This window comes from Streptomyces sp. NPDC058620 (genome assembly GCF_042717135.1).
GTDB lineage: Bacteria > Actinomycetota > Actinomycetes > Streptomycetales > Streptomycetaceae > Streptomyces.
Genome location: NZ_JBHXQO010000019.1, coordinates 99,596 through 113,943, shown reverse-complemented (window position 1 = coordinate 113,943; position 14,348 = coordinate 99,596). Strand labels below are relative to the sequence as shown.

Below are 14,348 nucleotides of genomic sequence, written 5' to 3'. Positions count from 1 at the left end.
TGGACAACCGGACCCGCACGGCCACGGAGAGCGAAGAGGATCTCCGCGCCGCCGTGGCCGAGCGCGAGAAGGCCGAGGAGCAGCAGCGTGAGACGGAGGCGTCGGGCTCGGAGCTCGTCGCGCGGATCGAGGTGCTGACGGAGTCCGACGCGTACCGGGAGGGGCGGGACCTGGACCAGCGCCGTCAGCGGGCGGCCGATGCGCACCGCGAAGCGGAGGCGCGGCATCTGGCGGCCGGTGCGGCCCGGACCACCGCGGACCAGGACGAGGCCCGCCACACCCAGGCCCTGGACGCGGCGGACGCGCAGGCGGAGCGGGTCCGCGTCGCCGAAAGCGACTCGTGGCAGGTCGCCCGGCGAGCCGGCATGTCCGCCGCCTGTACGGAGGTGAGCGGCGCGCTCGAATCGGGCAACGCCGACCGGGCCAGGCAGATTCTGCACGGTGCGGTGCGGGGGCGGAGGGGTCAGGTGGAGGACGTACGCGAAGCGCTCGACGTGCTGCGCGCCGCCCTCGCCGAACGCACGTCCGCCGAAGAGCGCGTGGAGGCTTCCCGGGCCGGGCTCGCCGCGGCATCCGAACGGCGCGCGGAGGCCGCTGCCCGGTATCAGCAGGCGGCCTCGGCGCAGGCGGAGCGGCTGCGGAGCTGGGCCCGGCAGTGCGGAGAGCTCTCCTTCGACGAGGGCGCCGTGGAGGAACTGGCCGGCCGGGCCACCGGCGAGGCCGAGGTGCTGGCGCTGGTCGACACCGCGGCTCGTGGGATCGAGCACGCCCTGACCACGGCCGAGGCCACGCTCACCGCCCGCGTCGCCACGGCCCGCGCGGAGCGCGAGACTCTGGCGGCGGAGGCCGAGCGCTTGCAGCACACGGCAGAACTGCCGCCTCCGGCCCCGTTGTTCCGAACCGCCGACCGCTCCCGGCTGCCCGGTGCGCCCCTGTGGAAGCTGGTGGCCTTCCACGACGCGGTGCCCGCGGCCACGCGCAACGCGGTCGAAGCGGCACTGGAGGCCAGCGGCCTGCTGGACGCGTGGGTCGCGCCGTACGGCGGCGCGTTCGCGCTGGGCCACGACACGTTCGCCGAGGCCGAGTGGGCCGATCCCGCCCCGGGCCGCCATCTCGGCGAGGTGCTGCGGCCGGAGCCGGGGGCGCCCGTCTCGGCCGAGCGCATCGGTCAGCTGCTGACAGGTGTCGCGTACGGGGACACGCTGCCCCCTGAGCACGGCGCCGCGGTCGGTGCGGACGGCACCTGGCGGCTGGCCAGTGCCACGGGAAGCTGGGCCAAGCCGGACGTCGTCTACATCGGGGCCTCGGCGCGGGCGAGGTCCCGGGAGCGCCGCGTAGCCGAACTGGCCGGGGCGATCGGGGCACTGGATCACACGCTGGCCGGGCTCGCGGCCGAGCTCGCAGCGGTCGCCGCCCGCCGGGACACGCTGGAGTTCGACCGGCAGTGCCGCCCCGATCACCGTGCCGTCACCGCGGCGGAACGCGAGCTCGACCGGGCCCAGTGCGACACCGAGGCCCGGGACGACGCGGTACGGGACGCGGTCGCTCGGCTCACGAGGTGCGAGTCCGCCGCCCGGGCGGCGCAGGACGGACTGGACCACGTGGCGTCCGAGCACGGGCTGCCAGCCGACGCCCAGGCGCTGCGCGCGGTGGCGGAGACGGTCCAGGGGCTTCAGGACACCGGCGGTCAGTGGCTCCTCGCCCATGTGCAGCTGGCCTCGGAGCGGCGTACGGCCCTGGAGCTGCGGTCCCGGGCCGAGCGTTCCGGCCGGGCCGCCCAGGAGCACGAGGCGGAGGCGGACCGCGCGGCGTCGTCGGCGCGGGCGCTGGCCGCGCAGTTGGAGGAGATCGAGCACACCATCGGTGCGGAGTACGAGGAGACGCTCGCCCGGATCGAGGAGATGCGGGCGGCCCACCGGCACGCCCAGTCCCGACTGCGCGACATCACGGCGCTGTTGCGGACGGTCGAGGGGCGCATAGGAGCGCTGAACAGTGAGCGGTCCGTGGCGGCGGCACGCCGCGACGCCGCGGTGACGGCTCGCGACGCGGCCGCGGACCGTTTCCGCTATCTGCTGCGGCTGGGTTTCCCCGCCGACGCGGGCGCCGAGGCCGGGGTGCGGGCAGGCGAGGGGACCAAGGCCACGCTGGAGACCGCGCGCGCCCTGGGGGCGCTGTGGCCGTCCGTACCGTACGAGCCGAAGAACGTCGCGGACGCGCTCGGGCGGCTCAGCGAGACCGTTCACGTGAGCCGCCAGGCGCTCGGCGAGCGGGCCGACCTCGCGATGGAGACACACGACGACGTGCAGGTGCTGTCCGCCGCCATGGACGGCGTACGCATGGGCGCGGCGGGCCTGCTCGCCGCGCTCACCGCGGAGCGCGACCGCAGCCGGGACGAGATCACCAGCGACGAGCGCGAGCTGTTCGACCGCACGCTCACAGGCAACACGCGGCGCCATCTCGCGGCACGGATCAGGCAGGCCAACGAGCTGGTCGACGCGATGAACGCCCGGCTGGAGCGGGTGCGTACGGCGTCCCGGGTGGCCGTACGTCTGGTGTGGCAGGTCGATCCGGGGCTGCCGCCGGGCACCAGGGCCGCCCGCGACCTGCTGCTGAAGGACCCGGTGCGGATGTCGGACGGTGACCGGGAGGCACTGCACCGCTTCTTCCGCGAACGGATCGAGGAGGCCAAGGCGTCCGACACCGCGAAGAACTGGGAGGAGCAGCTGACCCGGGTGCTGGACTACACGGCGTGGCACCAGTTCGTGGTGAAGCTCGACCGGGCCAACGGTCAGGGCTGGCAGCTGCTCACCAAGAAGCTGCACGGCGCGCTGTCCGGCGGGGAGAAGGCCATCGCTCTGCATCTGCCGCTGTTCGCGGCGGTGGCCGCGCACTATCAGGCGGTGCCGAGGGCTCCCCGGCTGATCCTGCTGGACGAGGTCTTCGTCGGGGTCGACTCCACCAACCGGGGGCAGGTCTTCGCGTTGCTGTGCTCGCTCGACCTCGACCTCATGCTCACGTCGGACCACGAGTGGTGCACGTACCGGGAGCTCGACGGCATCGCCGTGCACCAGCTGATCACCGGGGGCGGCGGTCCCGACGACGACGCGGTGACCACGGCGCGCTTCGTGTGGAACGGCGCGGACCTGGTGGCGGACGAGGCTCCCGGGGCACCCGCACCCGAGGTACCCGCATCCGGCGCGCCCGTGCCGTCGCCGCGCGACGAGCAGCCGTGAAGCACCCCCTCGACCGTCCCGAACTGACCCCGCTCTGGCAGGCGTTCCACACCCGCCTGTCCGCCGGCCAGCAGGTCACGCGGGTACGGACCGGGCCGCTGGACGAGGCCGCCCGAAGTGCGCTCGCGGACCTCCTCGGGCTCGACCGGCTTCCCGGACCGCAGCCCACGGTTGCACTGGCGCGGCTCGACGAGGCCCTTCTCGACAGCTGCGGCGAGGACACCCGCTCCGTGGTGGCCACCATCGTCGGACCGCTCGGCGACCGGGCAGCCGACCGCGCCTCCGACACCGCCGACCGTGCCGCCCTGTGGGAGTGGTTGGCCACCCACCCGGTCGTCCTGGCGCAGCCCGCACTGGGCGTCTGGGTCGCCGCGGTCCGACGGTCCGGGCTGATCGGCGGGTCCGTCCCCGCCACCCGGCGCGCGCTCGGCGACGCCCTCGGTGTCCTGGCCGGACTACCCGCCTGCGGGGAGCCGTTGCCGGTCTTCGCCACCCGGATACTCGACGACTCCCACGCGCTCGACGACGGCACCCGCCTCTCGTCCCTGGTCCTGCGAGCCCTGTCGGCCCTCTACGGTGTCGCGGCCCCCGAGACCGCGGCGGACCGGCGCGCCCTGTGGTCGCGCGCCGGTCTCGCCGACGACGCGCTGTCCGCGACGGTGCTCACGGCGGGCATGCACCCGACGGGCCGGGGTCCGGTGGCCCACTCCCTGGCCGCCTTCTCCGCCGCCGGTCACGCCACCCACCTCACGCTGGCCCAACTGCGCGATCCAGGTGAGCTCCACTTCCCCCGGACCACCGTGCACATCACGGAGAATCCCAGTATCCCGGCCCTGGCCCTCCAGCGCTTCGGGTCCGCCTGCCCACCGCTGGTCTGCACCTCGGGCTGGCCGAACAGCGCGGTGGTCCTCCTGCTCGACCGGCTCACCGAGGCGGGCGCGCCTCTGCGCTACCACGGCGACTTCGACGGCGAGGGACTGCGCATCGCCGCCCATGTCCTGGCGCGGAGCACGGCCACGCTCTGGCGCATGTCCGCGGCCGACTTCCTCGCGGCGCACCTCCGCGCTCCTTCGGGTCCACCGGCCGGCCGGATCACCGACGCACCGTGGGACGCCGGCCTGGCTCCGGCCCTCGCGGCACGAGGGACGGCCGTCCTGGAAGAGCATGTGGCCGAGGAGCTGCTGACCGACCTGGCGGGGTTGTGCGCCGATCGACAGACCGGGTCCACCCAAGGTCTACCCGCAAGTAACTCCCGCTGATTTGATGTGTGTCGCCGGTTCACCCCACCTCAGCAGAACCTGGAGACCCTCGTGCCGCACTCCTCGCTCCGCCGCCTCTCGGGCATGACGCTGTCCGCCGCGCTCGCCGCGGTCACGCTCGGCGTCGGCGCCCCTCCCGCCTCGGCCGCCGAGACGCCGTCGCTGCGCGTGCTCTCGTACAACACGTTCATCTTCAGCAAGAACCTCTACCCCAACTGGGGTCAGGACCACCGGGCGGTGGAGATACCGAAAACTGCGTTCTTCCGCGGCAACGACGTCGTCGTGATCCAGGAGGCGTTCGACAACGGAGCCTCGGACGCGCTCATGCGGAACGCTTCGGCCGAGTACCCGTACCGCACTCCGGTGGTGGGCCGGAGCACGAGCGGGTGGGACGCGACGGGCGGCGCCTACTCCTCGACGACTCCGGAGGACGGCGGCGTCGCCGTGCTGAGCAAGTGGCCGGTCATCCGCAAGGAGCAGCACATCTTCAAGGACGCCTGCGGTGCCGACTGGTGGTCCAACAAGGGCTTCGCGTATGCCGTGCTGAACGTCGCCGGCGCCCGCGTACACGTCGTGGGAACCCACGCGCAGTCGACCGACCCCGGCTGCAAGGCCGGTGAGGCGGCGCAGAAGCGCGGTCTTCAGTTCAAGCAGATCGACGCGTTCCTCGACGCGAAGAACATCCCGGCGTCCGAACAGGTCATCGTGGCGGGCGACCTGAACGTCGACTCGCGCTCCGCCGAATACGCGTCCCTCCTCGCGGACGCCGGGCTCGCCGGAGCGGACGCCCGGACGGGGCACCTCTACTCCTTCGACACCCAGGACAACTCGATCGCCGCCGAGCGCTACCCGGACGACCCGCGCGAGGACCTCGACTACGTCCTGCACCGCGCCGGGCACGTGAAGCCGTCCGGCTGGACGAACGAGGTGATCAAGGAGCAGAGCGCCCCCTGGTCCGTCTCCAGCTGGGGCACGACGTACACGTACACGAACCTCTCGGATCACTACCCGGTGGTCGCGTCCGGGCGGTGACGGCACCCGGTGAATAATCGGGCACGGCGGGGGAATCGGCACAGCGCGCCGACGTTCCCCCGCCGCTGTCCGCCTGCCGCGTGCGACCTCGAAGGAACCTCCCATGGCCCCCGCCCGCCAGCCGTTCCACCTCCTGCCGGGAGCGGCCGATTCGCCGGTGCTGCTCCACGTGCCGCACGCGTCGCGCATCGTCCCAACGGAGGTGCGGGCCGGGATCGTGCTGGACGACGAGGCCCTGGAGCGGGAGATCGACCACATCACCGACTCCCACACGGCGGAGTTGGCGGAGCGTGCGGCGATCGCTTCCGCTGTGGCGCCCTGGCGGTTCGTCAACGGGCTGTCGAGGCTCGTTACCGACCCCGAACGCTTCCCTGACGAGCGCGAGGAGATGCTGGCCGTCGGCATGGGGGCGGTCTACACGCACACGACGCATCGCGAGCGGCTGCGCGCCCCGGACACCGATCCTCAGCCCCTGATCGACCGCTACTTCCATCCGTACGCGGAGGCGATGACCGCGGCCGTCGACGCACGGCTCGCAGCCACCGGGCGGGCCGTCGTCATCGATGTCCACTCCTACCCCACCGCCCCGCTGCCCTATGAACTGCACGGCGCGGGGCCGCGCCCGCCGGTCTGCCTGGGCACCGACGCCTTCCACACGCCGCCGGGGCTCCTGGCCGAGGCCGAGAAGGCGTTCGCCGGGTTCGGCGGGACGGGGCTGAACAGCCCGTTCCCCGGTACGTACGTCCCGCTGAAGCACTACGGCGAGGACCCGCGCGTCACCGCGCTGATGATCGAGGTCCGGCGCGATGTGTACATGCGGGAGCCAGGGGGCCCGGCCGGTTCCGGCCTGACCACCCTGGCCGCGGCGCTGGCCGCACTGGTGGACGCGCTGTCCCGGCGCGACGAGCAGGTGGCGCGGCCATGAAGCGGCGTCAGAAGAAGACCCCGCAGCGCAGCAGCACATTCGCATAGGGCCTGGCCTCCCCGGACCGCACCACCAGCCGGGCACCCGCGGAGAGTGCCTTCAGCTCGTCGTGCGGAACGAGAGCGAGGTCCGGGAGCCGTTCGTCCAGTAGCCGTGCGGCCGCCGGGTTGGCTTCCCGTACCTCGTACGCGGCCGTCGCTCCCTCCACCACGAGTTCGGCCAGCAGCCCGTCGAGCACCTCGGCGAACGACGGGGTCCCGGCCCGGAACGCCAGGTCGACGACCCGGGGGCCGTCCGGGATGGGCATCCCCACGTCACAGACCAGGACTCCGTCGCCGTGGCCCAACTCGGCCAGCGCGCCCGACAGATGACGGTTGAGAATGCCTGACTTCTTCACAGCGCGGAGACCTCGTCGGCAGTCGGGAAGGAATCCTGCGCGCCCTTGCGGGTGACCGCGGCTGCGCCCACCCTTACGGCGAACTCCGCAGCCTCCACCAATGCTTCGCCCTGACCGAGCCGCCAGGCCAGCGCGGCGGTGAAGGCGTCACCGGCCCCGGTGGTGTCCACGGCATCCACCTTCGGACTCGGTACGCGTACGAATTCACCCGTACGGCTGTCGGCGACGAGTGCGCCCGCCGCCCCCAGCGTGACCACTACCGACCTCGGGCCGAGAGCGAGCAGGGCCCGCGCCCGGTCCTCCGGTGTGTGCCCCGCCGCGTCGCCCAGGATGAACAGTGCCTCGTGCTCGTTCACGACCAGGGGATCGCAGACCGCGAGCACCTGATCGGGCAGGGGTGCGGGCGGCGAGGGATTGAGCACGAACCGGGTGTCCGACGCGAGCGTACGGGCCACCTCGGCCACGGTCTCCAGGGGAATCTCCAGTTGTACGGAGACGACCCGCGCCGCGGCCAGCAGGGACCCGGCGGCCCGGATGTCCTGCGGGGTCAGCCGGGCGTTGGCCCCGGGCGACACCACGATGCTGTTGTCGCCCGAGGGGTCCACGGTGATCAGCGCGACCCCGGTGGGTGCCCCGCCGACGAGGACGCCGGCGGTGTCGACGCCCGCCGCGCGCTGTGATTCCAGCAGCAGCCTGCCGTGGGCGTCGTCGCCGACCCGGGCCAGCAGGGCGGCGCCGGCGCCCAGCCGGGCGGCGGCGACCGCCTGGTTCGCGCCCTTGCCGCCCGGGTGGACGGCCAGATCGGAGCCGAGCACTGTCTCGCCCGGTGCGGGGCGGCGCTCGACGCCGATCACCAGGTCGGCGTTGGCCGACCCCACGACCAACAGGTCGTACCGGCCGTGGTCGTACTCGTGCATCTCTCCTGCTTTCCGTGGTCAGGTCTGTTCGGGAGTGCGGGGCGCTCAGGAGAAGTCGGCGACGTTCTTCTCGGTGACGACCTTGACCGGTACCTTCACCATGCTGTCGACCTCCTTGCCCTGCGCGGCCCTGACCGCGTTGCGGACGGCGATCCTGCCCAGTTCCTTCGGCTGCTGAGCCACGGACGCGTACAGCGTGCCTGCCTCGACCGCCTTGAGACCGTCGGGAGTCCCGTCGAAGCCGACGACGGTCACGGACGTGCCGGCCTTGCTTCCGAGCGCCTTGACCGCGCCGAGCGCCATCTCGTCGTTCTCGGCGAACACACCGGTGACGTCGGCGTGGGACTGGAGCAGGTTGGTCATGACGTCCAGCCCCTTGGTGCGGTCGAAGTCCGCGGGCTGTCGTGCGACGACCTTGATGCCCGGGTATGCCTTGATGCCCTCGGCGAAGCCCGCGCCGCGCTCGCGGCTGGCGGAGGTGCCCGCGGTCCCCTGGAGGATCACGATGCTGCCCTTGCCGCCGAGCTTGTCGGCCAGCGCCTTGGCGGCGAGTCTGCCGCCGGCCACGTTGTCCGAGGCGACGAGGGTCGCGGTGTCCGCCTTGTTGACGCCGCGGTCCGCGGCGATCACCGGGATGTCCGCCTTGTTCGCGCTCCGCACCCCGGGGCCGACCGCATCCGAGTCCACCGGGTTGACGATGATCGACTTCATCCCCGAACTCGTGAAGTTCTGGAGCTGGTTGGCCTGCTGGGACGCGTCGTTCTGCGCGTCGGTGACGGTGAGGTCGATCCCGGCGGCCTTGGCCTCCGCCTGTGCGCCCGCCTTCATCTGGACGAAGAAGGGGTTGTTGAGGGTGGAGAGCGACATGCCCACCTTGGTGGTCACACCGGACGTACCGGAGTTGAAGAACGACACGGCGGCGACGACGGCCGCCACGCACACGGCACCGACCGCGAGCTTGGCTGCCCCCGGCCCCTTCCGGCCCGGACCCGGGGCACCGGACGCCGACGCGGGTGCGGCTCCGGAGCCGGCCCGGCGGCGCAGGGTGTCGAGGAGTACGGCGAGTGCGATGACGACGCCGATGACGACCTGCTGCCAGAAGGCGGATACCGAGAGCAGGTTGAGGCCGTTGCGCAGCACGGCGAGTATGAGCGCGCCGATCAGGGTGCCGGACGCCTTGCCGACGCCGCCTGCCAGGCTCGCGCCGCCGATGACGACCGCGGCGATCGCGTCGAGCTCGTATCCCTGTGCTGCCTGCGGCTGCGCGGAGACGAGACGGGAGGCCAGGACGATGCCCGCGACAGCGGCGAAGAGGCCGGACAGGGCGTAGATGACGAGCTTCTGCCGCTTGACGCGCAGGCCGGAGAGGCGGGCCGCCTCCTCGTTGCCGCCGATCGCGTACATCGAGCGGCCGATGTAGGTGCGGGCCAGGATGAGCGCGGTGACGAGTCCCATCGCGATCATCACGAGGACGGGGACCGGCAGCCAGCCGCCGAGCGTGTCGCCGAGTACGGAGACCGAGTCGGGGAAAGCGATCGGGCTGCCCTGAGAGATGACCAGGGACAGGCCGCGAGCGACCGAGAGCATGGCGAGCGTCGCGATGAACGGCGGCAGTTTGCCGTACGAGACGAGGGCGCCGTTCACGAAGCCGCAAGCGATGCCGGTGGCGACGGCGAGAATGACCGCCAGCCAGACGGGCACCCCCTCGGACGTCGCCGACCATGCCAGGACGGTCGCGGAGAGGGCGGCCACGGAGCCGACCGACAGGTCGATGCCCGCCGAGACGATGACGAAGGTGACGCCGAACGCGAGGATCGCGGTGACGGCGGCCTGCACACCGACGTTCAGCAGGTTCTGAGTGGTCAGGAAGTCTCCGGAGAGCAGCGACATCGCCACCACCAGGACCACGAGGGCGCTCAGCGCGCCGTTGTCGAGCAGGATGCGGCGGCCCGCTCGGACCGCGGCGCCACTCCCGCCCGTGTTGCTCTTGAGCGTGTCAGTGGCCACGGGGGCCCTCCACTTCGTTCACTGCGGGGATGGTCGTGGGGGTCGGAGCGCTGACTGCGAGGGCCATGACCGCGTCCTGGGTCGCTTCGTGCGCGGGAAGTTCACCGGCGATGCGGCCCTGCGCCATGACCAGCACCCGGTCGCTCATGCCGAGGACCTCGGGCAGGTCGCTGGAGATCATCAGGACCCCGTGCCCGGAGGCCGTCAGTTCATTGATGAGCTGGTAGATCTCGACCTTGGCACCGACGTCGATGCCGCGGGTCGGCTCGTCGAGGATGAGCACCTTGGTGTCGGCCAGCAGCCATTTGCCGATGACGACCTTCTGCTGGTTGCCGCCGGACAGGGTGCGGACATGCTGGCCGAGCCCGGCCATCCGTACGCCCAGCTGTTCGGCGATCCGGGCTGCCGCGGTGCGCTGCCCCTTGAGGTCCACGAGACCCGAGCGGCTCGCCGAGCGCAGCGTGACCAGGCCGAGGTTCTCCTGCACGGACGCGTCGAGGACCAGGCCCTGGCCCTTGCGGTCCTCGGGTACGAGGCCGATCCCGGCGCTCATGGCGGCGGTCACGTCGTACTTGGCCAGCCGTTCGCCGAGTACGTCGACGGTGCCGGCGTCATAGGGGTCGGCGCCGAACACGGCGCGGGCAACTTCGGTACGCCCGGCGCCGACGAGGCCCGCCAGTCCGACGACCTCACCCGCACGGACCTCGAAGCCGACGTCATGGAAGATGCCGTTCCGGGTCAGTCCGCGGACGGAGAGCAGGGGCTCCCCCGCCTTCGGACGTTCCCGCGGATACTGCTGCTCGATGCTGCGTCCCACCATCAGCTGCACGAGCTCCGCCTCCGGCGTCGAGGCCGGCACCTGGTCGATGCTGCGGCCGTCGCGCAGGACGGTGACGCGGTCGCCGAGCGCCGCGATCTCTTCGAGGTGATGGGTGATGAAGACGATCCCCACCCCCTCCTCGCGGAGCTGCCGCACGATCCGGAAGAGCTTCTCGACCTCCTCGGAGGTGAGAACGGCCGTCGGCTCATCCATGATCAGGACGCGCGCGTCGAGGCTGAGGGCCTTGGCGATCTCCACCATCTGGAGCCGGGCGATGCCCAGTTCGCGCACCTTGGTCTTCGGAGAGACCCGCACGCCGACCCGGCGGAGCAGTTCCTCGGCGTCCGCCTCCATCCGCCTGCGGTCGATGAGCCCGAAGCGACGCGGCTGCCGGCCGAGGAAGATGTTCTCGGCGACCGTCAGGTCGGGCACCAGGTTGAACTCCTGGTAGATGGTAGCGATCCCGAGCCGTTCGGCGTCCTGCGCGGAGTGGATGCGGACCTCCCGCCCCTGGACGAGGATCCGCCCGCTGTCCGGGCGGTGGGCACCGGAGAGCATCTTGATGAGAGTGCTCTTGCCCGCTCCGTTCTCACCGAGCAGGACATGCACTTCGCCGCGTCGGAGGTCGAAGTCGACGCTGTCGAGCGCGACGACGCCGGGGAAGGACTTGCGTACGCCTTCTATGCGCAGCAACTCGTCGGGGATGCTCACAATTTGCTCCTCCGGTTCGAAGCGTGCTCGTCGCAGGAGCTGCGTACGACAAGGCGGGCGGGGAGGGTGACGGACCGCGGGGACCGTCCCTCGATGAGGTCGACGAGCGCCCGTACGGCGGCGCGGCCCAGCTCGCCGGTCGGCTGGGCGATCGCCGTGATCGGCGGATCGGTGTGCACGAACCACGGGATGTCGTCGAACGCCGCGAGGCCGATGTCCTGCGGGACGCGCAGCCCGCGTGCGCGGATCGCGTCCAGCGCGCCGAGCGCCATCAGGTTGTCGGCGGCGAACACGACCTCGGGCGGTTCGGCAAGTGCGAGGAAGCTCTCGGTGGCGCGACGGCCGCTGTCGGCCTGGAAGTCACCCTGGCCGATGTAGGTGTCGGGCAGCGCCAGTCCGTGCTCGCGCAGCGCCTCACGGAACGCTTCGACGCGCTCGTTGCCCGTGGTGGTGGCGGCGGGGCCCGCGATGATCGCGAGCCGGCGATGGCCGAGGCGGTGCAGGTGGGCGACCAGGTCCCGGATGGCTTCGCGGCCGTCGGCGCGCACCACGGGGACATCGACGCCCGGGATCCAGCGGTCGACGAAGACCATCGGCGTACCGCCGCGCGCGACGTCCAGCATGAGCGGGGTGCCGCCGTCCGCCGGGGAGACGAGAAGTCCGTCGATCCGGCGGTCGAGCAGCGTGCGGACGTGGTGGTCCTGCAGCTCGGGCCGCTCGTCGGCGTTTCCGATGATGACGCTGTAGCCGTGCGCGCGGGCCTCCTCCTCGACGAAGCGGGCCAGCTCGGTGAAGTACGGATTGAGTACGTCACTGATGACCAGGCCGAGGGTGCGCGTCTGATCGGTGCGCAGCGATCTGGCCACGGCATTGGGCCGGTAGCCGAGGACGTCGACTGCGGCGAGGACGCGTCTGCGCGCGTCGGGGCTGACGGAGGGATGGCTGTTGAGGACACGGGAGACCGTGGCGACAGACACTCCTGCCCGGGCCGCGACATCTTTGATGCTCGCCATTTTCCGGACCACCTCCTTGTGGTTTCCGTAAGCCTCGAAACCACCGGCCGATGGCCGTGGAATCGATTACACGGATGATTGGAATCGATTACACGGCTGAAAACAAGACCTCTCCGACCGTCCGAGATCGGATCGTGACGAAGAGGCCGGGCTGCCTGGCGGTGCCGGAGGGCAGCCAGGGCGCGAGGCGGAACGGGATGACGGAGAGCGGGAGGATGACGGCTACGAGGAGTTGCCTTGACGGAGGTCCGTAACGGGTCACGGGCCGCACCCCAAACCGCGGAAGGCGAGTTCGGGCCATCCTCAGCCGGAAGTACGCTTCAGATCACGGGAGTTGATGGGCACCAGGCGCAGTAACGGGCGCCGCCGGCCGCTTCGCGGGACTCGCCGGAGCCGACGGCCTCCCCGTCCCGCTTCGAAACGCCGGCGGGGCCCGGCACGCAGCTGCTGCCGGGCCCCGCCTGACTGGTCAACTCCCGCGGTCACATGCCGTATCCACGGATGCCCGCCGTCTGCCCTCCTGGTGACTGACTCATCGGCCGGTCACGTCACGCCTTGACCTCGGCCGCCGGAAGCGGCTCGGTCGCGGCCCGCGGCTCGGAAGCCGCGGCGGCGGGGCGTACGGGGATGAGGGAGGCGACGACCGCTGCCGTGAGGCCGACACCGCAGCCGATCAGCATCGCCGCACGGAAGCCGTCCTCGGACGGCAGGAGGAATCCCCCGAAGTCCGTCGTCATCTGGGCGAGGACCACTCCGATCACGGCGGCCGAGACCGAGCTGCCGATCGAGCGCATCAGCGTGTTGAAGCTGTTGGCCGACGCGGTCTCCTCCGGCGGCACCGCTCCCATGATCAGGGCCGGCATCGCCCCGTAGGCCAGGCCGACGCCCGCGTTGCAGATGATGGTCACGACGAGCAGGCCCCAGGTCGAGCCGAGGAGCAGCAGCGAGGACGCGTAGCCGATGGCGATGACCAGGCTTCCCACGGCGAGGGTGACCTTGGGGCCGCGGGCCGCCGAGAGCGTGGCGCCCAGCGGCGCCAGCACCATCATCATCAGACCCGCGGGGGCCATCCACAGGCCCATGGCCATCATCGACTGGCCCAGCCCGTAGCCGGTGGCCTCGGGCAGCTGGAGCAGCTGGGGCACGACCAGCGACTGGGCGTACATCGCGAAGCCGACCAGGACCGAGGCCGCGTTGGTCATGAGCACCTGCGGGCGTCCGGCGACCCGGAGGTCGACCAGCGGCTCACTGTTGCGCAGTTCCCACCACGCCCAGGCCACCAGGACGACGACCGCGGTGGCGAAAAGGCCGAGCGTGGTGCCGCTCGTCCAGCCCCAGTCGGAGCCCTTCGACACGGCGAGGAGCAGCGAGACGAGCCCGCCGCCCAGGCCGACGGCGCCCAGTACGTCGAAGCGTGCCGAGCCGGTTCCGACCCGCCCGTCCGGCACGAACAGCCAGGCGAGAACGGCGACCAGAACGCTCAGTGCGGCGGCGACCCAGAACAGCACACGCCAGCTAGCGTGCTCGGCGACGGCCGCGGAGAACGGCAGGCCGAGTGCGCCTCCCACACCCATGGACGCGCTCATCAGCGCGATGGAGGCACCCAGCCGCTCGGCCGGCAGCACGTCGCGCAGGAGGCTGATGCCCAGCGGCACCACGCCCATCCCGAGGCCCTGCAACCCGCGCCCGACGATCATCGGCACCACGGAGGAGGCGAGTGCGCAGACGACCGAGCCCAGGACGAGCGGCACGGTGGAGACGAGCAGCATGCGCCGCTTGCCGTACATGTCGCCGAGCCGCCCGGCCACGGGCGTGGCGACCGCGGCCGACAGCAGCGTGGCCGTGATCACCCAGGAGGCGTTGGATGCGCTGGTGTCCAGCAGGTTCGGGAGATCCCCGATCAGCGGGACCACCAGGGTCTGCATGATCGCGGCCACGATGCCCGCGAGGGCGAGTACCCCGACGACGCGCCCATGGCGCACGTCGGGCTTGGAGCTGACCACTGTGTTTCTCCCTCGGCTGTTCTCGGATCGC

General features: G+C 71.8%; 10 protein-coding genes. 4 read left to right on the top strand and 6 right to left on the bottom strand.

Features of this window, described 5'->3' with window-relative positions; translation table 11 throughout:
- The 4 genes from ACFWSK_RS19855 to ACFWSK_RS19840 all read left to right on the top strand — a co-directional run.
- Positions 1-3,233, top strand: a 3,233-nt coding sequence (locus ACFWSK_RS19855; RefSeq protein WP_383787714.1) for a TIGR02680 family protein, incomplete at its 5' end; no start/stop codon positions are given.
- On the top strand, positions 3,230-4,492 hold the full coding sequence (locus tag ACFWSK_RS19850; RefSeq protein ID WP_383787711.1) for a TIGR02679 family protein: 1,263 nt from the start codon (positions 3,230-3,232) through the stop codon (positions 4,490-4,492). The genes ACFWSK_RS19855 and ACFWSK_RS19850, both read left to right, overlap by 4 nt.
- An 84-nt stretch (positions 4,493-4,576) precedes the next feature.
- Positions 4,577-5,524 (top strand): sphingomyelin phosphodiesterase, encoded by a 948-nt coding sequence (sph, locus tag ACFWSK_RS19845; RefSeq protein ID WP_383787722.1) that lies wholly within the window; start codon positions 4,577-4,579, stop codon positions 5,522-5,524.
- Positions 5,525-5,627: 103 nt separating this feature from the next.
- Complete coding sequence (locus ACFWSK_RS19840; protein WP_383787708.1) at positions 5,628-6,449, top strand: N-formylglutamate amidohydrolase; 822 nt, start codon at positions 5,628-5,630, stop codon at positions 6,447-6,449.
- 7 nt (positions 6,450-6,456) lie between these two features.
- On the opposite strand, the gene rbsD is transcribed toward ACFWSK_RS19840, so the two are convergent.
- The 6 genes from rbsD to ACFWSK_RS19810 all read right to left on the bottom strand — a co-directional run bounded on the left by rbsD (position 6,457) and on the right by ACFWSK_RS19810 (position 14,317).
- Entirely contained in the window at positions 6,457-6,846 is a 390-nt protein-coding gene (gene rbsD / locus ACFWSK_RS19835; RefSeq protein WP_383787705.1) for a D-ribose pyranase, read from the bottom strand.
- On the bottom strand, positions 6,843-7,763 hold the full coding sequence (locus ACFWSK_RS19830; RefSeq protein ID WP_383787702.1) for a ribokinase: 921 nt from the start codon (positions 7,761-7,763) through the stop codon (positions 6,843-6,845). The genes rbsD and ACFWSK_RS19830 overlap by 4 nt, the downstream gene beginning before the upstream one ends.
- A gap of 45 nt (positions 7,764-7,808) precedes the next feature.
- A complete protein-coding gene (locus tag ACFWSK_RS19825; protein WP_383787699.1) occupies positions 7,809-9,770 on the bottom strand; it encodes a substrate-binding domain-containing protein in 1,962 nt (653 codons plus the stop codon).
- Positions 9,760-11,301 carry a sugar ABC transporter ATP-binding protein gene (locus tag ACFWSK_RS19820; protein ID WP_383787696.1) on the bottom strand — a complete coding sequence of 514 codons (1,542 nt, stop codon included), beginning with the start codon at positions 11,299-11,301 and terminating at the stop codon, positions 9,760-9,762. The genes ACFWSK_RS19825 and ACFWSK_RS19820 overlap by 11 nt, the downstream gene beginning before the upstream one ends.
- Positions 11,298-12,314, bottom strand: a complete 1,017-nt coding sequence (locus ACFWSK_RS19815; protein ID WP_383787693.1) for a LacI family DNA-binding transcriptional regulator — start codon at positions 12,312-12,314, stop codon at positions 11,298-11,300. The genes ACFWSK_RS19820 and ACFWSK_RS19815 overlap by 4 nt, the downstream gene beginning before the upstream one ends.
- Before the next feature lie 548 nt (positions 12,315-12,862).
- Entirely contained in the window at positions 12,863-14,317 is a 1,455-nt protein-coding gene (locus ACFWSK_RS19810; protein WP_383787690.1) for an MFS transporter, read from the bottom strand.
- Positions 14,318-14,348: the final 31 nt, after the last annotated feature.

What these genes read in the sequence shown, in the direction of transcription:
- ACFWSK_RS19830 (WP_383787702.1), bottom strand. Translation starts at nt 7,763, where the DNA reads ATGCACGAGTACGACCACGGCCGGTACGACCTGTTGGTCGTGGGGTCG.
- sph (WP_383787722.1), top strand. Translation starts at nt 4,577, where the DNA reads ATGACGCTGTCCGCCGCGCTCGCCGCGGTCACGCTCGGCGTCGGCGCC.
- ACFWSK_RS19815 (WP_383787693.1), bottom strand. Translation starts at nt 12,314, where the DNA reads ATGGCGAGCATCAAAGATGTCGCGGCCCGGGCAGGAGTGTCTGTCGCC.
- ACFWSK_RS19840 (WP_383787708.1), top strand. Translation starts at nt 5,628, where the DNA reads ATGGCCCCCGCCCGCCAGCCGTTCCACCTCCTGCCGGGAGCGGCCGAT.